Annotated in this window: 21 protein-coding genes and 1 riboswitch; of the genes, 5 read left to right on the forward strand and 16 right to left on the reverse strand. The window is 41.3% G+C overall.

Annotation, left to right across the window (positions count from 1 at the left end; translation table 11 throughout):
• Nucleotides 1-11 precede the first annotated feature (11 nt).
• Together ADH52_RS05085 and ADH52_RS05090 are read left to right on the forward strand one after the other, a co-directional pair.
• Nucleotides 12-1,190, forward strand: coding sequence for an NAD(P)/FAD-dependent oxidoreductase (locus tag ADH52_RS05085; protein WP_049510474.1), 1,179 nt, complete (start codon nt 12-14; stop codon nt 1,188-1,190).
• Nucleotides 1,191-1,227: 37 nt separating this feature from the next.
• Nucleotides 1,228-1,749 carry a DUF1697 domain-containing protein gene (locus ADH52_RS05090; RefSeq protein ID WP_049510465.1) on the forward strand — a complete coding sequence of 174 codons (522 nt, stop codon included), beginning with the start codon at nt 1,228-1,230 and terminating at the stop codon, nt 1,747-1,749.
• A gap of 41 nt (nt 1,750-1,790) precedes the next feature.
• Here the strand turns inward: ADH52_RS05090 and ADH52_RS05095 are convergent, their stop codons facing one another.
• A complete protein-coding gene (locus ADH52_RS05095) occupies nt 1,791-2,531 on the reverse strand; it encodes a MerR family transcriptional regulator (RefSeq protein WP_049510466.1) in 741 nt (246 codons plus the stop codon).
• A 247-nt stretch (nt 2,532-2,778) separates the two neighbouring features.
• Here ADH52_RS05095 and ADH52_RS05100 point away from each other — a divergent pair, with 247 nt between their 5' ends.
• Entirely contained in the window at nt 2,779-4,119 is a 1,341-nt protein-coding gene (locus ADH52_RS05100) for a sodium-dependent transporter (RefSeq protein ID WP_049510467.1), read from the forward strand.
• Between the two features lie 40 nt (nt 4,120-4,159).
• On the opposite strand, the gene manA is transcribed toward ADH52_RS05100, so the two are convergent.
• From manA to ADH52_RS05115, 3 genes are all read right to left on the reverse strand, one after another.
• Nucleotides 4,160-5,104, reverse strand: a complete 945-nt coding sequence (gene manA, locus ADH52_RS05105) for a mannose-6-phosphate isomerase, class I (protein WP_033685221.1) — start codon at nt 5,102-5,104, stop codon at nt 4,160-4,162.
• Between the two features lie 120 nt (nt 5,105-5,224).
• A complete protein-coding gene (locus tag ADH52_RS05110) occupies nt 5,225-6,664 on the reverse strand; it encodes a 6-phospho-beta-glucosidase (protein WP_049510468.1) in 1,440 nt (479 codons plus the stop codon).
• 208 nt (nt 6,665-6,872) lie between these two features.
• The gene (locus ADH52_RS05115) at nt 6,873-7,133 is read right to left on the reverse strand and encodes a SemiSWEET family transporter (RefSeq protein ID WP_001291472.1); all 261 of its coding nucleotides are present in this window, start codon (nt 7,131-7,133) and stop codon (nt 6,873-6,875) included.
• 326 nt (nt 7,134-7,459) lie between these two features.
• On the opposite strand from ADH52_RS05115, the gene ADH52_RS05120 reads away from it, so the two are divergent.
• Nucleotides 7,460-7,804, forward strand: coding sequence for a lipopolysaccharide assembly protein LapA domain-containing protein (locus ADH52_RS05120; RefSeq protein WP_000913393.1), 345 nt, complete (start codon nt 7,460-7,462; stop codon nt 7,802-7,804).
• A 165-nt stretch (nt 7,805-7,969) separates the two neighbouring features.
• Here ADH52_RS05120 and ADH52_RS05125 read toward each other — a convergent pair whose 3' ends face one another.
• The 5 genes from ADH52_RS05125 to ADH52_RS05145 form a co-directional block, all read right to left on the reverse strand.
• Nucleotides 7,970-8,317 (reverse strand): VOC family protein, encoded by a 348-nt coding sequence (locus ADH52_RS05125; RefSeq protein ID WP_001052641.1) that lies wholly within the window; start codon nt 8,315-8,317, stop codon nt 7,970-7,972.
• 58 nt (nt 8,318-8,375) lie between these two features.
• The gene (gene spxB / locus ADH52_RS05130; protein WP_000191811.1) at nt 8,376-10,151 is read right to left on the reverse strand and encodes a pyruvate oxidase; all 1,776 of its coding nucleotides are present in this window, start codon (nt 10,149-10,151) and stop codon (nt 8,376-8,378) included.
• Nucleotides 10,152-10,362: 211 nt separating this feature from the next.
• The gene (locus ADH52_RS05135) at nt 10,363-12,606 is read right to left on the reverse strand and encodes a heavy metal translocating P-type ATPase (RefSeq protein ID WP_049510469.1); all 2,244 of its coding nucleotides are present in this window, start codon (nt 12,604-12,606) and stop codon (nt 10,363-10,365) included.
• Between the two features lie 9 nt (nt 12,607-12,615).
• Nucleotides 12,616-12,987 (reverse strand): cupredoxin domain-containing protein, encoded by a 372-nt coding sequence (locus ADH52_RS05140; RefSeq protein ID WP_049510470.1) that lies wholly within the window; start codon nt 12,985-12,987, stop codon nt 12,616-12,618.
• 10 nt (nt 12,988-12,997) lie between these two features.
• On the reverse strand, nt 12,998-13,393 hold the full coding sequence (locus tag ADH52_RS05145) for a CopY/TcrY family copper transport repressor (protein WP_049510471.1): 396 nt from the start codon (nt 13,391-13,393) through the stop codon (nt 12,998-13,000).
• A 183-nt stretch (nt 13,394-13,576) separates the two neighbouring features.
• Nucleotides 13,577-13,674: riboswitch (TPP riboswitch) on the forward strand.
• Nucleotides 13,675-13,757: 83 nt separating this feature from the next.
• On the opposite strand from ADH52_RS05145, the gene thiD reads away from it, so the two are divergent.
• The gene (gene thiD, locus ADH52_RS05150) at nt 13,758-14,549 is read left to right on the forward strand and encodes a bifunctional hydroxymethylpyrimidine kinase/phosphomethylpyrimidine kinase (protein WP_000221754.1); all 792 of its coding nucleotides are present in this window, start codon (nt 13,758-13,760) and stop codon (nt 14,547-14,549) included.
• Nucleotides 14,550-14,708: 159 nt separating this feature from the next.
• On the opposite strand, the gene thiE is transcribed toward thiD, so the two are convergent.
• From thiE to ADH52_RS05185, 7 genes are read right to left on the reverse strand one after another with little or no spacing between them, the layout of a single operon-like run.
• Nucleotides 14,709-15,341: a thiamine phosphate synthase gene (gene thiE, locus ADH52_RS05155; RefSeq protein ID WP_049510472.1), complete on the reverse strand. Its 633-nt coding sequence runs from the start codon at nt 15,339-15,341 to the stop codon at nt 14,709-14,711.
• Nucleotides 15,334-16,137, reverse strand: coding sequence for a hydroxyethylthiazole kinase (locus tag ADH52_RS05160; RefSeq protein ID WP_049487065.1), 804 nt, complete (start codon nt 16,135-16,137; stop codon nt 15,334-15,336). The genes thiE and ADH52_RS05160 overlap by 8 nt, the downstream gene beginning before the upstream one ends.
• The gene (gene thiW, locus ADH52_RS05165; protein WP_001225552.1) at nt 16,137-16,661 is read right to left on the reverse strand and encodes an energy coupling factor transporter S component ThiW; all 525 of its coding nucleotides are present in this window, start codon (nt 16,659-16,661) and stop codon (nt 16,137-16,139) included. The genes ADH52_RS05160 and thiW overlap by 1 nt, the downstream gene beginning before the upstream one ends.
• Before the next feature lie 4 nt (nt 16,662-16,665).
• On the reverse strand, nt 16,666-17,358 hold the full coding sequence (gene tenA / locus ADH52_RS05170; RefSeq protein ID WP_049487066.1) for a thiaminase II: 693 nt from the start codon (nt 17,356-17,358) through the stop codon (nt 16,666-16,668).
• A gap of 10 nt (nt 17,359-17,368) precedes the next feature.
• A complete protein-coding gene (locus tag ADH52_RS05175) occupies nt 17,369-18,019 on the reverse strand; it encodes an energy-coupling factor transporter transmembrane component T (RefSeq protein ID WP_049487067.1) in 651 nt (216 codons plus the stop codon).
• A gap of 1 nt (nt 18,020) precedes the next feature.
• Nucleotides 18,021-19,406, reverse strand: coding sequence for an ATP-binding cassette domain-containing protein (locus ADH52_RS05180; protein WP_049487068.1), 1,386 nt, complete (start codon nt 19,404-19,406; stop codon nt 18,021-18,023).
• Nucleotides 19,407-19,967, reverse strand: a complete 561-nt coding sequence (locus tag ADH52_RS05185; protein ID WP_049510473.1) for an ECF transporter S component — start codon at nt 19,965-19,967, stop codon at nt 19,407-19,409.
• Nucleotides 19,968-20,193 lie beyond the last annotated feature (226 nt).

Here is a 20,193-nt window from a genome sequence, read left to right on the forward strand (position 1 = left end):
ACAATAGAGCTATGAAACATTTTGATACTATCGTCATCGGTGGAGGACCTGCTGGAATGATGGCTACAATTTCCAGTAGCTTTTATGGACAGAAAACCCTCCTCATCGAAAAAAATCGGAAACTTGGAAAAAAATTAGCTGGGACTGGTGGGGGACGTTGCAATGTCACCAACAACGGAACTCTAGATGACCTACTAGCTGGAATCCCTGGAAATGGGCGCTTTCTCTACAGTGTCTTCTCCCAGTTTGATAACCATGATATCATTAACTTTTTTACAGAAAATGGTGTTAAACTTAAGGTCGAAGACCACGGCCGCGTCTTTCCAGCCAGTGACAAATCTCGGACCATTATCGAAGCACTGGAAAAGAAAATCATGGAGCTAGGTGGGCAAATTGCTACTCAAACAGAAATTGTTTCAGTTAAAAAGATAGACGACCAGTTTGTCCTGAAATCACCAGACCAGACCTTTACTTGTGATAAACTCATCGTCACAACTGGTGGAAAATCCTATCCTTCTACTGGCTCTACTGGTTTTGGTCATGAGATTGCTCGTCATTTCAAACACACCATTACCGAGCTTGAGGCTGCCGAAAGTCCTTTATTGACAGATTTTCCACACAAGGCCTTGCAGGGGATTTCGTTGGACGATGTGACCCTAAGCTATGGCAAGCATGTCATCACTCACGATTTGCTCTTTACCCACTTTGGTTTATCTGGTCCTTCTGCCCTGCGTATGTCTAGTTTTGTCAAGGGTGGGGAGGTTCTCTCGCTAGATGTTTTGCCTCAACTTTCTGAGGAGGACTTGGTTGTATTTTTAGAAGAAAATCGAGAAAAAGCTCTAAAAAATGCCTTAAAAACCTTGTTACCAGAACGCTTGGCAGAGTTTTTTGTACAAGGCTATCCTGACAAAGTCAAACAACTGACTGAAAAGGAACGAGAACAACTTCTACAGTCCATCAAAGGACTCAAAATTCCTGTAAGTGGTAAAATGTCTCTTGCCAAGTCATTTGTTACCAAAGGTGGTGTCAGTCTTAAGGAAATCAACCCTAAAACCCTTGAAAGTAAGCTGGTACCTGGACTCCACTTTGCAGGCGAGGTCATGGATATTAACGCCCACACAGGTGGCTTTAACATCACTTCTGCCCTCTGTACCGGCTGGGTGGCAGGCTCAAATCAAATATATAAATAATTGAACGACTAAAATACCAAATAAGAAAGGAAGTCCTTTGGAACATATTATTTTACTAAGAGGTGTTACTCCTAATGGAAAAAATGCTATCTCGAAAATGTCTTATTTAGTAGATATTTTAACAGAAGTTGGTTTTCAACAAGTTCGAACTTATATTCAAAGTGGAAATATCATTCTTGAAAGTGACTTAACCCTAGAAGAAATACGAGAACAGGTTCATACTCTAATAAAGGAAAAAATTGGTGCTGACTTAAAAATGGTAATCAAGAACAAAAGTGATTTTAAAAAAATTGTCCAAGAAAACCCGTTTAGAGAAGACTATCTTTATGACCGTGTACACGTGATTTTTTATCAAGAACCTATTCAAAGCCTCCCTCTAGAAAAATTAAAAATTGATTACGGTGAAGAAGAAATTTGTATCGGTAACCATTGTCTTTACCTCTATCTCCCTAGAACTGCAAAACAAAAGAAACTCCATACCAACTATCTTGAAAAGCTTTTTAATGTAGATTTGACCATGCGAAAACTAAATGTGGTAGAAAAATTATTAAGCAAGTAATACTTGAATTTAGAAAAAATCGGAAGAATACTCCTCCGATTTTATTTTGTCTGAGTTTGGACATATTGAGCAATGACATCTGATGTGTACTGGGCTGTTCCATCTCCAAATTTATCAATATTTTCCTTAAACTCTGGGTTATAGATGTATCCTTTACCGATATGACCGAATACTTCAACGGAGCAGTCGAATCCATAAGTACGAATGGCTTGCAAGAGTTTAGCAGCTTCTTCTTGGTTTTCTGTTGCTGTTACAGGCAGTCCAGCTTGAAGATTTTGTGACAAGGCTCGAAAAACTTGGTTGAAGGCAGCCGTAGCTTCGTTTTCGTGACCTTTTTGGCGCTCGAGCGCTTGGTCCATCACTTCTTGTCCATATTTCTCTACCGCCTCTTGGTGGTATTTTTGATGGTCTTGGTAGTTAAATCCAGCAAATTTCTCTTGAATGCTCATTTCTCTTTCTCCTTTTTGTTCTTGAATGGTTTTTTGCAAGGTTGAAATCAAGGTATTCAGATGTTCCCTTTCTCGAATCAAATAGTCCAACTGCCTGGTCAAATGAGGCAATAAATCTTCCCTTTCTTCCTTTAATAGCTCTGCTATTTTTTCTAAAGAAAAGCCTAGATATTTATAGTAAAGAATGACCTGAAGGCGTTCCAAATCCTCCTGACTGTAGGTTCGATAACCGTTTTCCGACTTTAAAGGAACCAAAAGTCCTATCTTGTCGTAGTGGTGCAGAGTCTTGACAGATACGCCCGAAAGCTGCGCAGCTTCTTTTATATGGTACATGATTTTCTCCTTACATTGATAGTATAACCCCTCCCCTTGGGTCAGAGTCAAGCGTTTTTGTGAATTTTTTTAAATTTTTTGAGAAAGGTGTGAAAACTTGAAAATGGTTTTCTTGACAGACCTTAGAAAACATGATAGGATAGTCAAGTCTATCAATCAAAGGAAAAGCTCATCTTGAGTACTGATGAGGCTATTTGCCAAGGGCAGTAGCTTTTTCTTTTGTAATACTAATTTTAGGAGTTTAACTATGTCTGAAAAATCGCAATGGGGTTCTAAACTGGGCTTTATCCTAGCATCTGCTGGATCAGCCATCGGACTTGGTGCCGTTTGGAAATTCCCCTACATGACTGCTGCTAATGGTGGAGGAGGCTTTTTACTGGTCTTTCTTATCTCCACTATTTTAATCGGTTTCCCCCTTTTGCTTGCAGAATTTGCCCTCGGCCGAAGCGCTGGTGTCTCAGCTATCAAAACCTTTGGAAAACTGGGCAAGAATAGCAAGTACAACTTTATCGGTTGGATTGGTGCCTTTGCCCTTTTTATCCTTTTATCGTTTTACAGTGTTATTGGGGGCTGGATTTTAGTCTATCTAGGCATTGAGTTTGGAAAATTGTTCCAAATTGGTGGAACGGGGGATTATGCTCAGTTATTTACTTCAATCATTTCAAATCCAGCCATTGCCCTAGGAGCTCAAGCAGTCTTTATCTTATTGAATATCTTTATTGTATCACGTGGGGTTCAAAAAGGGATTGAAAGAGCTTCTAAGGTCATGATGCCCCTGCTCTTTATCATCTTTGTTGTCATCATTGGGCGCTCTCTCAGTTTGCCAAATGCCATGGAAGGGGTTCTTTACTTCCTCAAACCAGACTTTTCAAAATTGACCAGTGCTGGTCTCCTCTATGCTCTGGGACAATCTTTCTTTGCCCTCTCACTAGGGGTTACAGCCATGCTGACCTATGCTTCTTACTTGGACAAGAAAACCAATCTGGTCCAATCAGGAATCTCCATCGTAGCCATGAATATCTCGGTATCCATCATGGCGGGTCTAGCCATTTTCCCAGCCATGTCCTCCTTCAATATCCAATCTGAAGGAGGACCGAGCCTGCTCTTTATCGTCTTGCCTCAACTCTTTGACAAGATGCCTTTTGGAACCATTTTCTACATCCTCTTCCTCTTGCTCTTCCTCTTTGCGACAGTCACTTCTTCCGTCGTTATGCTGGAAATCAATGTGGGCAATATCACCAACCAGGACAATAGCAAGCGTGCTAAATGGAGTGTGATTTTAGGAATTTTGACCTTTGTCTTTGGAATTCCTTCAGCCCTATCTTACGGTGTCATGGCTGATGTTCACATCTTGGGGAAGACCTTCTTTGACGCTATGGACTTCTTGGTTTCCAATCTCCTCATGCCATTTGGAGCTCTCTGCCTTTCACTTTTTACAGGCTATATCTTTAAAAAGGCTCTTGCAATGGAGGAACTCCATCTCGATGAAAGAGCATGGAAACAGGGACTGTTCCAAGTCTGGCTCTTCCTTCTTCGTTTCATCATTCCAATCATCATCATCGTGGTCTTTATCGCCCAATTTATGTAATCAAAAAGGACTTGAGTAATGAACTCAGGCCCTTTCTTTTTTATGGATGGCTAACAATCAATTCCAAATCTTGTCCTTCCAAGGTCCAAGCTTCAACATCACTTGGTAGGATAAAGTGGCTACCTTTTTGGATTGGATAGTTTTTTCCGTCAACAGTCAGTTGACCTTGACCAGCTAAGACACTAAACAAGCTGTAGTCAGCTGTCTTTTCGAAGTCAACTTTTCCAGTAATTTCCCACTTGTAAACTGCAAAGAAATCATTGGATACAAGGAGAGTGGAACGCAAATCATCTGCTTTAACAGTTACAGGACGGCTATTTGCAGGCTCACCAATGTTCAAGACATCAATGGATTTTTCAAGGTGAAGTTCACGCAAGTTACCATTATCATCCTTACGGTCAAAGTCATAGACACGATAGGTGGTGTCACTAGACTGCTGGGTTTCAAGAATCAAGATGCCCGCACCAATAGCATGCATAGTGCCACTTGGCACATAGAAGAAATCTCCAGCTTTAACTGGTACTTTTGTCAACAAGGCATCCCAATTCTTGTCCTCGATTTGCTGGCGGAGTTCTTCTTTTGACTTGGCATTGTGACCGTAGATAATCTCTGAACCTTCGTCTGCAGCGATAATATACCAGCATTCTGTTTTTCCAAGCTCGCCTTCATGCTCTAGTCCATAGGCATCGTCTGGGTGAACTTGTACACTGAGCCAGTCGTTGGCATCCAGAATCTTGGTCAACAGTGGAAATACAGGTTCTGGACGATTGCCAAACAATTCACGGTGTTCTGCATACAAAGTAGCTAGGTCTGTCCCCTCAAAACGACCATTGGAAACTTTAGAGACTCCATTTGGATGGGCTGAGATGGCCCAATATTCTCCGATTTTTTCACTTGGGATGTCGTAACCAAACTCATCACGTAGCTTGGTTCCACCCCAGATTTTTTCTTGCATAACTGATTGTAAAAATAATGGTTCTGACATGTCGATCTCCTGTCTGATTTTTCTCCCCTCATTATAGCAAAAAGCTCCATCTAATTGAACTCTTTTTCACATATTATAAAGTAGGGAGAAGATTTTATAAAAATAGTGAACAAATGTGCTCTACTCAATGCTTGCACCATTGCTGGCAATGACATCCTTGTACCAGTAGAAGGATTTCTTCTTGCTACGTTTGAGGCTTCCATGACCAGCATTATCTCGATCTACATAGATAAAGCCATAGCGCTTGTTCATTTCGCCTGTTCCAGCTGAAACCAGATCGATACAGCCCCAAGTCGTATAACCAAGCAAGTCAACGCCATCTTGGTAAATGGCATCTCGCATGGCCTTGATATGAGCCTCTAAGTAAGCAATCCGATAGTCATCTGCTACATGACCATTCTCATCCGGTGTATCCATAGCACCTAGACCGTTTTCCACGATGAACATTGGCTTTTGGTAACGATCCCAGATAGCATTGAGGGTGATACGAAGACCAAGTGGGTCAATCTGCCATCCCCATTCTGAGGATTCAAGATAAGGATTTTTGAGAGAGGCAAAGATATTTCCAGCAGTTAATTCTTTAACTTCTGGATCACCTGAGGCTACTAGACTTGCATAGTAAGAGAAGGAAACAAAGTCAACAGTATTGTCCTTCAACAACTCTAAATCTTCTGCAGTCATTTGAATCTCGATTCGCTCACGCTCCCACTGCTTCTTGGCGTAGTTTGGGTATTCCCCACGCGCTTGAACATCAATGAAGAAGTAACTCTTGCGGTCTTCCTCCATGGCTGCCCAGTAGTCTCTTGGATGGGCTGTGTTAGGATAGTATTGCCCTGCAGCCAACATACATCCCACCTTATTTTCTGGGTCAATTTCGTGGGCAATCTTTGTCGCAAGAGCTGAAGCTACCAACTCATAGTGTGCAGCCTGATATTTAACCAGTTCTTGATTTTCTCCTTCTTCAAAACAGAGCCCAGCTCCCATAAAGGGGGCATGGAGAATCATGTTGATTTCGTTGAAGGTAAGCCAATATTTGACCAAACCCTTATAGTGGGTAAAGAGTGTGCGACAAAGTTTTTCATAGAAGTCTAACATCCGACGATTGCGCCAACCACCGTACTCTGTAATCAAGTGCATAGGACAGTCGAAATGAGTGATAGTCACCAGAGGTTGGATACCATACTTGTGGCACTCCTTAAATAAATCCTCATAAAAGGCTAGACCAGCTTCATTTGGCACTGTTTCGTCACCCTTAGGAAAAATCCGAGTCCAAGCAATGGATAGACGATAAGTCTTAAAGCCCATTTCCGCAAAAAGGGCAATATCTTCCTTGTAATGATGGTACATATCAATAGCTTGCTTGGCTGGGTAAAAATAGCCCTCCTCAAACGAAAACATCTTTTTCTGACCTGTGATAATGGCTTCACGATCTGGACCGATGGGGACGACATCCACATTCGCCAATCCACGACCTTCTAAATTATAAGCACCCTCACACTGGTTGGCAGCTGTCGCTCCGCCCCACAAGAAACCATCCGGAAAAGTCAGTTTTTCGGTCATAACTCTACTCACTTTCTTATTTGCTTGTTCATTTACTTATATTATAACTTATTCTGTAAACCTTTTCTTATAAAATACTGTGACATACTGATACTATTCTACTATTTAAGTTTATCAGATTGTTTTTTAAAAAATTATCCTCTAGAAAAAGTAAATAGCCTCCCCTGAAACAAAAAAGAAGACTGAAAACTAGTCTCCTCTGTTCCTTTTAAATCAAAGCTGTAATAACCGTCACTAGGCCAAAAATAATACCTGGTGCATTAGCTGCTGCAAGGGGGATATCTCTTTCTTTTTTGAAAAGACCGTAGTAAACCCAGAGACTACAGTTGATGGCAGCAACCAAGGGCTGGATGAAATTTCCTTTTTGACCAGCCAGATTGTTCATGATTTGTGGGAAGTAAGACACATACATCATAACAGACATAAAGGTCGCTACCCAACCTAAAATTTTCATTTGTTTTTCAGACATTTTCAAAACCTCTTTCATTTTTACTGAATCTTATTTTAAAATATTCTTTCAAAACAATCAAGTCTTTAAAACTTTTGTTATAAAGATATAAACTATCACAATCTTGTTATAAGAAAGAGGGAACAGAAAAAAGACCGAATTGCTCCGTTCTGTTTACTCAATCAAATATTAGAAAATGAATACTCCTTTTCAATGAATCGATTGATTGATGGTAAATAAGCCGTTAGAAATTATTGACAGTATCGAAATTTTCTAGTAAAATGAATTTTGTTAATACCTAAATGGTGTGTAGTTTTCTATCAACATAGTCAGGAGAAAAGGAACTTATGCTAAAAAAATTTAATGAATTGTCACTGAAAGATAAGGCTTATCTAATTGGCGGTTTGAGCTTATTAGTCATTGTGATCTCATTTGGTCTACTCAATCGTCAAACAGTAACTGTCAGTCTTGTCTTTACACAACTATCTGCTCCCTTGATTTTGGTGATTTTTACTTGTCTAGTAATCGGGATCATTGCTGGTAGTGCTATTGGTATTAGCTATCACCATAACAAGACTCAAGATCTGAGAAGCCGCATTGCTGAAGCAGAAGCGACTATCAATATAAAAGACAGGGAGCTTGTCCAGTACGAGGAACAGGTGCAACAATTAAAACAGGAAGCCAAACAATAAGTGTAGAAATCATAACCACCCGTGAAAACGGGTGGTTTTTTGTCTCGCACCTAACGGAGCGAGACGGACTGAAAGTCGCATAAATACAAAAAAGATCGAATTGCTCCGATCTTTTTAAGTTTCACTCCAAGAATGTTTAGATAAAAAATTTGATAATAGAATTACCTACTTCATACGATAAAAATCAATCACTAGACCAGCAGGCCCTTTAACTAATAAGGACTCTGTTCCCCAATCCGTTTCACAAAGACCGTGTAAAATCTCGACACCGATCTCTTTTAAACGTTGGTAATTCTGATTTAGATCCTCAATCTCAATATGAAGAATGATTCCTGACTGAAAATCTTCCAAAGGAATCAAATGATTTTGGGACAACATCAGACAGTGACTGCCAATCGTAAACTGAGCAAAACTGTCATCAACATAATCGGACTTTTTATCCAAAATACGCTCCAAGTCAGCACAGACTTGTGGAACATCTGAAACGATAATATCTAATTGATTTAAATTCATTTACTATCCTCCATAAAAAGACCGGATTACTCCGATCTTTTTAAGTTCCACGAAGGAATTATTTAATTGCGCGTGATTGCAAACCTTCTTCTTCCAAGAAGAGACGGAATGGTACGAGTTCTTCTGCTTCGTATTTTTCCTTGAAGGCTTTGATTGCTTCTTCTGAGTGAAGTTTTGGATCCAATTCAAGTACTTCTACTGGAAGTGGACGGTGTTCAGTGATGCGAGCATCGATAACAACAGTTTTACCTTCTTTGCTCAATTTAACAGCTTCTGCAACAACTGCATCGATGTCTTCGATACGGTCAACTGTAAATCCAACAGCTCCTTGAGCTTCAGCAATTTTAGCGTAGTCAGCATTAGGGAAGTCACAACCAAACAAGTGTTTGTTTGTGTCTTCGTATTTGTCCTTGATGAAGGCATATTTACCATTTGAGAAGACAACGTTGATAACTGGAAGGTCGTATTGAACGTTTGTGATAACGTCTGGGTAGCACATGTTGAATGCACCGTCACCCATGATGTTCCATACTTGGCGATCTGGATTGTCTTTCTTAGCAGCAATACCACCAGGAAGGGCAATACCCATTGTCGCAAAGAGTGGAGATGTACGCCACATGTTCTTAGGTGTCATGTGAAGGTGACGAGTAGATGTTTGAGTAGTGTCACCTACGTCGATTGAATAGATAGCGTCTTGATCAGCATGTTTGTTGATTGCATTGTAAACTTGGTACAATTGCAATTCACCCTCAGTTTTACCTTCGAGTTTGTTCATGTAATCGCGCCAGTTTTGGTTATTCTTAACGTTTGCACGCCACCATGGAGTAGATTCAACTGGATTCACTTTGTCAAGGATTGCTTTCGCTGCTTGACCTGCATCACCAAGGATTGAAGCGTCTAGGGCATGACGTTTACCAAGTTTGTAAGGGTCGATATCGACTTGGATGAATTTTTCAGTATTCTTAAATGCTTCGTAAACTTCAGCAAATGGGAAGTTTGAACCAAGGAAAAGAACTGTGTCTGCTTCAAAGACCACTTCGTTGGCTGGTTTCCAACCAACACGGTAAGCAGAACCAGTCAAACCTTCATAGTTCCATTCGAAAGCTTCAAAGTTTTTACCAGTTGTGATGATTGGTGCTTTGATTTTACGTGACAATTCAGTGATTACTTCACCAGCTTTAACACCACCGTAACCAGCATAGATAACTGGACGTTCAGCATTGTTCAAGATTTCAACAGCTTTGTCGATTTCAACTTCGTTCAAAGCAGGAGCGATGAATGAACGCTCGTATGAACCTGATCCATAGTATGAGTTTTCGTCGATTTCTTGGAAACCGAAGTTTACTGGGATTTCAACAACAGCTGGACCTTTTTTAGAAACTGCAGCACGGCAAGCTTCGTCAATAACTTTTGGCAATTGCTCAGCGTAAGCTACACGTTTGTTATATACAGCGATACCGTTGTACATTGGGTTTTGGTTCAATTCTTGGAAAGCATCCATGTTGAGTTCGTTAACTGGACGTGATCCAAGGATTGCTAGGAATGGAGTGTTATCCATAGCTGCATCGTAAACACCGTTAATCAAGTGAGTCGCACCTGGACCACCTGAACCAACTGCAACCCCGATTGAGCCGCCGAATTTAGCTTGCATAACCGCTGCAAGAGCACCTGTTTCTTCATGGCGAACTTGCAAGAAGCGGATATCTTTGTCTTCAGCCAAAGCGTCCATCAATGAGCTGAGTGTTCCTGATGGGATACCGTAGATTGTGTCTACGCCCCATGTTTTCAATACATTAAGCATTGCTGCAGATGCAGTAATTTTCCCTTGAGTCATAATGATAACTCTCCTTCAAATATTTTTAAATCTACTAAAAAAGGTTTCATATAGTTTTTGAAAACGTTTCAGTAAATTTTTACATTACTAATTTATCACATTTATTTTTAGTTTACTAAGAATCTGCTCAGAAGTTTTTATTCTCTATTACAGTACAGTTTGAAAACGTTTTTAGCTTCTGTTTTATAATAAAAAGCGAGCAAGCCCGCTTTTAATCTATTTTACTAAAGTTTAGTAAGAGTGAACTAGTCAGAACAGATACAGAACTAAAGGCCATGGCTAGACCAGCTAGTTCTGGATTGAGGACCAGTCCAACACCAGAAAAGACTCCTGCTGCAATCGGAATTCCGGCGACATTGTAGATAAAGGCCCAGAAAAGATTGAGCAGAATTCGATTAAAGGTTTTCTTACTCATGTCAAAGGCACGAACCACGCCTAGGAGGTTATTGGTTGTCAACACTAAATCTGCTGACTCGATAGCGATATCCGTTCCAGCTCCCATAGCAATCCCCACATCTGCTACACTAAGGGCAGGAGCGTCATTGATACCGTCCCCAACAAAGGCTACTTTGCCAGCCGCTTGTAGTTTATGGATTTCATGGGCTTTTTCTTCTGGCAAGACACCTGCAATGACCTCTTCGATTCCGATTTGATCTGCAATAGCACGCGCCACACCTGCATTATCTCCTGTCAGCATGACTGTTTTAAGACCTCTTTTTTTCAACTGACTGATGGCAAGCTTAGCATTTTCCTTAGGAATATCTTGCAGAGCAAGCAAGCCTTTGATTTCATTCTCAACAGCCAAGAACACAACTGTCTTAGCTTCTTTTTCCAGTTGTTCTAGTTTTTCTTGATAAATGCTAGAAATATCCATGCCATCCAGCATTTTAGCATTTCCAAGCAAAACTTGTTTTCCATTGATTTGCCCTGAGACACCTTTTCCGTGCAAGGCTTGGAAATTTTCAACAGTGTGAAACTCAAGTCCAGCTTCACTCGCTCGTTTCACAACGGCTTCAGCCAGTGGGTGTTGAGAAGCTTCTTCCAAGGAAGCTGCCAATCCAAGCACTTCTACTTCGTCGCCGATGATATCCGTGACCACAGGTTTCCCTTCCGTCAAAGTCCCAGTCTTATCAAAGACGATAGTTTGAACTTTCTGGATTTCCTGTAGAACCGTTCCATTTTTGAGGAGAACTCCCATCTTGGCACTGCGACCTGTCCCCACCATAAGGGCTGTCGGTGTTGCAAGTCCCAAGGCACAAGGGCAGGCAATAATCAGAACTGCTACTCCATATAGAAGCGAAGACACAAAGCTCGCTCCAAGCACAACTACACTATCCCTGAGCAAGACGAACCAAACCCAAAAGGTCACAATCCCTAAAATGACAACTGCTGGGACAAAAATCCCTGAAATTTTATCTGTCAAGTCCTGAATCGGCGCACGACTTGTCTGAGCTTTCTTCACAAAATCCACAATCTGAGCCAAAACAGTTTCTGAACCAACTTTTTCTGCTCTAAAAACAAGTGTTCCACTATTATTAATGGTTGAACCAATGACGGTATCTCCAACTGTCTTGTCCACAGGCAGACTCTCACCTGTCACCATAGACTCATCAATACTAGAGATACCTTCTACTACGACACCATCAACCGCAATCTTTTCACCGGGACGCACTCGAATCAGGTCACCTACCTTGACTTGCTCCAAAGGAACTTGAACATAGTTATCCTCACGCAAGACTTCTGCAGTTTTAGCCTGCAAGTCAAGTAATTTCTCCACAGCTTGGGAAGTATTTTTCCGCATTTTCTCCTCAAAAACGGCTCCCATAAGAACAAAGAAGAAGATAAACGCAGCACTTTCAAAGTAAACGGGGAGGCCAACGAAGAGGGCAACTAAGCTATAGAAATAGGCCACTAGGGTTCCCAGAGCAACCAAGGTATCCATGTTGGCATTGTGCTTTTTAAAACTAGCCCAAGCACTTTGGATATAAGGACCACCTGCTACTAGCATAATCGGTGTTGTGGCTAAAAAGGTGCCCCAACGCATGACTTGGTGACTAATTCCTCCTGTCGACATCCCAATCATGAGGATCACAAGAGGCACAGTAAAGATACTAGTAATCCAAAAACGCTGTAAAAGTGATAGAGATTTTCGAGTCTTCTCAACAACTGTATAACTCCCCTTTTGCATCTTCATACCACAAGAAAATTCATGTTGACCTAATTCTTGAGGTGTAAAACGAATGACTTTCTCCTCATCTATGCCGATTGGTTCTAAGATGCCTTCTTCTTCAAACAGAATTTCCTTGTAACAGTTTGAAGGAGTTGCTCGATGAAAGGTAATCTCAGCAGGAACTCCTTTTTGCAGTTGAATATGAGCTGGATGGTAGCCTTTGTCTGCCGTGATACGGATTTTTTGAACACCATTTTCAAGACTTGCCTTTACAATTTCAGTCATATCATTCTCCTATTCTACAATCATCTTGCCGTGCATCATATTCATGCCACAAGAGAAACCATACTCTCCAGCCTGCTCAGGCGTGATTTCCACTACATACTCTTCCCCCATAGGCAGGTCCGCATGTACACCAAAATCTGGAAAAACAATTTGGTCCAGACAGGGTGAAGGGTCCTTACGGTCAAAGACAATACGGGCTGGCACTGATTTCTTGAGGATAATCAACTCAGGCGTATAGCCTCCCATGACTTCCACTCGAATCTCTTGGTAGCCCTTTTTTTGCTGGGCCTTTTGTCCAAATTTTTCAGGCTTTTTGAAAAACCAGAACAAGATAAACGCGATAAGGGCAATACAAATAATGGTTACAATACTATTTAACATGACGTCTCCTTTACATACAATTACATCTTACTTCTGTTACAGCGCTTGATCTCTTCTCTGAAATCACAGCTTCTAAGTCTTCCAAGTCAGCTAGAGTAAAATCACATTCAGCAATCAAATCAGCCAACAAGTTCCTAATCCTACGAGAACAAACCTTGTCCTTGATATCTTGGACAAGTAAATCCCGACTTTGGTCCAAAGTTAAAAGAGCTGAATAAACAAAGGACTTACCTTCTTTTTTCCTCGTCAGACACTCTTTCTCAACCAAACGAGCCAAAAGAGTTTGAATGGTTGACTTGGACCAGTCGAACCGCTCTGCCAGAACCCTGATCAAATCCGTACTGGTCTGTTCGCCCTGCATCCAAATAATCTTCATGACCTGCCATTCTGCATCTGAAATCTGCATTAGCACACCTCCAAAATCTACATTTGTCAATTACAATTATCAGTATACTCTTAAAATCTACATTTGTCAACTATGAAATTAATCTTTTCTTTGAAAAATTGAATTTTAACCCTATGATAAAGGATTTGCAGTCAAATCTTACTATATAAACTATGAAAATATGCTATACTAAAGAAAAAAGAAAACAACCACTAGGGGTGCGTAAAGCTGAGATTAACGACTGTTAGACCCTTTGACTCAATCTAGGTAATGCTAGCTGATGGAAGTGGAAATGATAATGGGGACTAGCAGTCTTCTATTGCCTTTCTAAAACAGACTAGCTTGTTCTTAAGAATACAAACTTCAGTTGGTTGGGAGGTTTTAGATGACTTATTTACCCGTTGCTTTGACCATTGCAGGGACTGACCCTAGTGGTGGTGCTGGCATTATGGCTGACTTAAAGTCGTTCCAAGCTAGAGATGTCTATGGAATGGCCGTTGTGACCAGTCTTGTCGCTCAAAATACCAGAGGTGTTCAATTAATCGAGCACGTTTCTCCTCAAATGTTGAAAGCCCAATTGGAGAGTGTCTTTTCTGATATTCCACCTCAGGCTGTAAAAACTGGCATGTTGGCAACTACTGAGATCATGGAGATCATCCAGCCCTATCTTAAAAAGCTGGATTGTCCCTACGTCCTTGACCCTGTTATGGTCGCAACAAGCGGAGACACCCTGATTGATACCAGTGCCAGAGACTACCTAAAAACAAATCTACTTCCCCTTGCAACTATTATTACTCCCAATCTTCCTGAGGCAGAAGAGATTGTTGGCTTTTCAATCCATGATCCTGAAGACATGCAGCGTGCCGGTCGCCTGATTTTAAAAGAATTTGGTCCTCAGTCTGTTGTCATCAAAGGAGGCCATCTCGAAGGCGGTGCCAAGGATTTCCTCTTTACCAAGGAGGACCAATTTGTCTGGGAAAGTCCACGAATTCAAACCTGTCATACACATGGTACTGGATGTACCTTTGCTGCAGTGATTACTGCTGAACTAGCCAAGGGGAAAACCCTCTATCAAGCAGTCGATAAAGCCAAGGCCTTTATCACGAAAGCCATCCAAGACGCCCCTCAACTCGGTCATGGTTCTGGCCCAGTTAACCATACAAGCTTTAAAGATTAAAAAAACTCTCTAGTTCCTACTTTAAGGGAATTAGAGAGTTTTTATACTCTTCGAAAATCTCTTCAAACGACGTCAGCTTTATCTGCAACCTCAAAGCTGTGCTTTGAGCAACCTGCGACTAGCTTCCTAGTTTACTCTTTGATTTTCATTGAGTATTAATTAGGAAATAATGTCATCCAACTTTGTTAAAAGGGCTTGCGTTTTGGCCTCTATATCTTCTGCTTGCATTAAATCACGTACGACAGCTACACCAGCTATACCCGTGCCGATAAGTTGGTCAATATTCTCTGATGTCAAGCCGCCAATAGCAACTACTGGAATGGCGACCCTTTGGCAAATTGTTTTCAAGGTTGAAATCAGGGTGATAGGCGCATTTTCCTTGGTGGTTGTTGGGAAAATGGCTCCTGTTCCCAAGTAATTCGCCCCTCCTTCTTCTGCCTCAAGGGCTCTTTTTACAGTTTTAGCTGTGACACCGAGGATTTTTTCAGGGCCCAAGACTTGTCTGGCAACCGAAACTGGTAGTTCATCGTCTCCGATATGCAGACCAGCAGCATCAACCGCGAGACAGACATCCAAGCGATCATCGATTATCAGGGGTACCTGATAGGCATCTGTTATTTCCTTGACTTGCTTTGCCAGTTGATAATATTGATTGGTTGTGAGATTTTTTTCTCGTAATTGGACTATGGTAACCCCTGAACGGCAAGCCTTCTCAATCTTTTCAAGAAAACTTTCCACGGAATCTTGGTAGCGATTTGTTACCAGGTACAGTCTAAGCGCCTCTCTATTCATAAACATCTCCTTTGATAGCATCTAGCCAGTTTTCATCTCTTTTGAGGAGTGAAAGCTGATTGAGTACTTGGTAACGAAATTCTTCCAATCCCATTCCTTGAACAACTATTCTCTCAGCAGAGATATTAAGATAAGAGACCGCTAGACAAGAAGCTTCAAAGGCAGTCTTTCCTTGGCTGAGGAAAACGGCTGTCAAGGCTCCTACTAAGTCTCCTGTCCCTGTTATCCAGTCTAATTCAGCACAGCCATTTCCCAATATAGCAACTTGATTTTCTGAAACGATGAGGTCATTGGGGCCTGTGACTAAGAATGACATACCTGGATAGGTCTGACACCAGTCTTTCAAAACTTGAAGTAAATCCTCAGTTTCTTGATCTTTAGCACTCGCATCGACCCCAACCCCGTGGTGTTTTAAGCCAACAAGACTTCGGATTTCTGACATGTTTCCTTTAAGGACCGTAGGTCTATAGTCTAAAAGGTCTTCAACTAAGCTCTTACGAATGGATGAAGCCGTTACGCCAACCGCATCTACTACCATTGGGAGACAAACTTGATCTGCATAAGAAGCTGCCATACGGATTGCTTTTTCCTTCTCAGCTGACAAATGCCCCAAATTGATGAAGAGTGCCTGGCTTTGCTTAGTAAAATCAAGAACCTCACGGGGATCATCTGCCATAACTGGTTTACATCCCAGAGCCAAAATCCCATTTGCTAGCATCTCACAAGAAATCTCATTTGTAATACAGTGAATGAGGGAACTATAGCCTATAGGAAAAGGATTTGTAAATGCCTGCATCAGTCTATCCTTTCATCAAAGAAATATCCCTGAACTTTTTTAAAGAATTCCTGCTTGATTAAAAATCGAAAGGCAATAAAGGAAATCGCTGTACCAATCAAGGTTGCTCCGAAAAATCGAGGAGTGTAGATAAACCAGCTAAGCTTAGCGGCCGATCCTGTAAAGAGTACCATAACAGGATAGGAAACAATAGAACCAATAATACCTGTTCCCAAAATTTCTCCCAAGGCAGAAAAGTAAAATTTTCGACCATACTTATAAAAGAGACCTGCTAGAAGGGCTCCAAAAGTCGCTCCTGTTAGAGCTAAAGGCGGAATTCCTTGAGTCGTCATACGGATAAAGGCTGTCACTGTAGCCATAGCCAAGGCATAAACAGGTCCCATCATGATTCCTGCTAGAATATTGACTACACTGGACATCGGTGCCATTCCCTCAATCCGAAAGATAGGCGTAAGGACTACATCAAGGGCAATCATCATGGATAAAATGGTTAATTTGTGAACCTGTAATTGGTGCTTTCTCATATTTCTATTCTTCTCCTGTTTCTAAAGACTGTAAATCGCTTTTCCATGTCTGGTGTTGGTAGGCCATTTCCCAAAACTTAGCTTCCATATGAACACTGATGTGGAAGGCATCTAGCATTTTTTTCTTGTCTGTCTCGTCACTTTCTCGATAGAGTTGATTGACCAGAGCCTCTTCCTCTCTGATCTGTTGCTCTAACTCATCCGTAATATAAGTTTCAATCCATTGTTGGTAGAGAGGATTTGGTGATGGTTTAAGATTAAGTGATTTGCCTATATCATGATATAGCCAAGGACAAGGCAGCAAGCTCGCAAAGGCAATGGCTAGATTTGCTTCTTCAAATTGCCGATAAATGTGAGAGATATAATGATAGCAGGTTGGAGCGATTGGATGTTGCTCCATTTCCTGATCGCTGATTTCCAATTCCTTGAAAAATTGTTGGCGGATAAATAACTCACCTTCCACTAGACTCTGAGCATTTTGTTTCAAGAGTCTTTTCATCTCTTGGTTGGAAGTCTTTTCAGCCAAGAGGTGATAGGCTTCTGAGAAGGCCTTCAAATAGTAGGCATCCTGAATCAAATAATAGCGAAAGATGGACGGGTCTAAATTTCCCTCTTGCAACTGTAAAACAAAGGGGTGATGAAAGGAAGCCTGCCAAGCTTCCTTGGATAATTCCATCGCAATATCTGTAAATTCCATAATAACTCCTTTATAAAAATAGACTGGTTTGAAGCAATAAAAAGAAAAGCAGGTAGATGAATAGTGTCCTTTGAGGAATATAAAAAGTCCGATAGCTATTCTCCACCTGTGCATGTTCGTCATATCCATGCGCCGATAGGGCTCTCAGGTAAAGATGGCGCCATCTAAAGACTGTCATCAGAACCTTGCTGTAAATCAAGGGAGACCAAAAATGCAGTTCTTGACCACGTAATAGGCAAGCTTCCTTGAGGGACTTGATTTCTTGCTGAATGAGAGGAAAGGAATTAAATACCACAATCAAGGCATAAGCCCATGACCGTGATAGCCCCTTTTGAGCCAAGTACAAGAGAAGCTCTTTTAAGGAAATAGAGGAAACAAAGACAAGACCAATACAAACGGTCACAAAGGCCCTCGTTCCAAGCATGACTGCCTGCGAAGCATCTCCATGTAACTGAACTGCCCAGTAGTTGGCCAAAGATGGCAAAATGGCGAGTAGAATCATCCAAGCCAACATCTTAAATCGACGGTAATAGAGCATAAAGAGAATACAAAATGCAACTACCGAGAGATTAAGAGCAATCGAAGGAATGAAAGATGTTTCCAAGGATAAAATCAGCAAGAAGAGACTGATAATCGGTGTCTGGGTTGCTACTTTGACCATACTATCTCACCTCCCCTTGGATATTACTACTCTGAGATGTGAGTGGTTTGGTAATTGTCACTTCTTTCACATGACTGAGACCTTGACTAGTCATCTCAATCCAATAATCAACCACAGAGATCAAGGGATCTAAACGATGGCTAATAATCAGAAAACTTCTTCCTTGATTTCTGTCCTCCACAATCCACTGACAAAAATAATGGCAAGCTCTATCATCCAAACCTGCAAAAGGTTCATCTAGCAAGATCACAGAAGCCTTGCTGGTCAAGATGGTCAAGAGCTGAAGAATCTTTTGCTGACCACCACTTAATTGATAGGGACTCTTATCGAGTACCTGCTCCAGATCAAAATATCGTAAAGCTTGGAGAATTCGTTGATTTCTTTCAGAATCAGGTCCATCTAATTGAAGTTCCTCTCGCAGACTGACTCGGATAAACTGCTTCTCAGCTTCCTGAACAACACCCGTCAAGTCACGATACAAACTCTTTTTCTTTTTCAGGACTGTCCCCTTCCAAGTAATTCGTCCTTTATACTTTTGAAATTGAAGAATAGACCGAAAGAGGGTTGATTTCCCGACACCATTGTCACCCAAAATACAGGAAATTCCTTGGTAAAATGTAAAATTCACAATCGAAAAGAGGGGGTAATTACCCAGCTCACAAGTCACACGGTCCATATGGAATAGTTCTGGGCTAGAAGCAACTCCCTTTGAAGAAACCTGTGTCATCTCAGAGGAAGGAATTTGATTTATTTCCCTTAGTTGCCCGTCTCTTAGCTCCACCATATGGTTGATATAGGCTTCATAGTCCGTTAAATCATGGTCGCACAAAATAACTGTCTTCCCATTAGAAGCCAACTCTTTTAGAATCTCCAATATCTCTATCCTACTCTTGCGGTCAATGGAGGCGAAGGGCTCATCCAAGAGATAGACCCTAGGATTCATAGCAAAGAGAACAGCCAAAGCAGCCTTTTGCTTTTCTCCACCTGATAAGTGATGAATTGGACGGTGCAATATTGCCTTGCAGCGACATTGCTGGACAACCTCTGCTATTTTAGAATCAATTTCCTGAACGGGATGCCCAATATTTTCCAAGGTAAAAATCATCTCCTCAAACAAGTTCTCCATGGTAAATTGATGATTGGGATTTTGAAAGAGAATACCAACCGTCTGGACACGTTCGATGATAGAAAGCTGACTGACCTCGCTCCCATTTATCAGGACTTGACCGCTATAGGGAAGAGAACTGACTTGGGCAATCATTTGAAAGAGGCTGGATTTTCCTGAACCACTGCTCCCAACTAACAAGGTAAAGGCTTGCGCATGAAAAGTAAAATCAAGCGGCTCAGGGAAGATTGGTGACTGAATCGCTCGTAGTTCCAGCCCCATCTATGCCTTGCCTCCAGCTGCAAACTGATGATAGAGTTTGACAATGGCACGAACCAAGATGGTACAGAAGAAAAAGACGGAAATAAAACGTACTACAAGCAAGGAAAGGACAAAAGGAAGGGAGAAGGCATAGTAACCTAACTTAATGTACTCATAGACAAAGCTAACAAGCGTAATCCCAATACTATTGGCAGTTAGAGAGAGCCAACTTTCATAGCGATTCTTGGTTACGATAAAACCAAGTTCACTTCCCAAACCTTGAACCAAGCCAGACAAAAGAGCGCCTAGACCGAATTGGCTACCATAAAGGACTTCAGCAAGCGCAGCTAGTACTTCACCAATCGTTGCGCTTCCCACTCTTGGAACAAAGATGGCCGCAATGGGCGCAGCCATACACCAGAGACCAAAGAGGATTTCATTGGCAAAGGCCTGCAAGCCAAGAGGGGCTAAAATCAGAGTGAGGACATCAAACAGATAGCCGGATCCTACAAAAACGCCACCAAAAAAGATAGACAAGAAAGCAAGTAAAATAACATCTTTTAACTGCCATTTTTTCAACATAAAAAACTCCTTTTTTAAAGAAAAGTGGGGCATTCAATGTGAGCTACCTAAATGCTTTGTATCATCTTCATCCAGTTTCGTAAAAGAAAAAACTCTAATTACAGATAGGAATTAGAGTTCAGCTTACAAGATTAGACGGTTAGTTTCTATAAATACAAAACCATTTCACATTTCCCTTCGCCAGTCTTAACTGTATCAGGTTCAATGGGTATCATCTCAGCCTAAA

Source organism: Streptococcus pseudopneumoniae (assembly GCF_001072665.1).
In the GTDB taxonomy this organism is placed as follows: Bacteria; Bacillota; Bacilli; order Lactobacillales; family Streptococcaceae; genus Streptococcus; species Streptococcus pseudopneumoniae_S.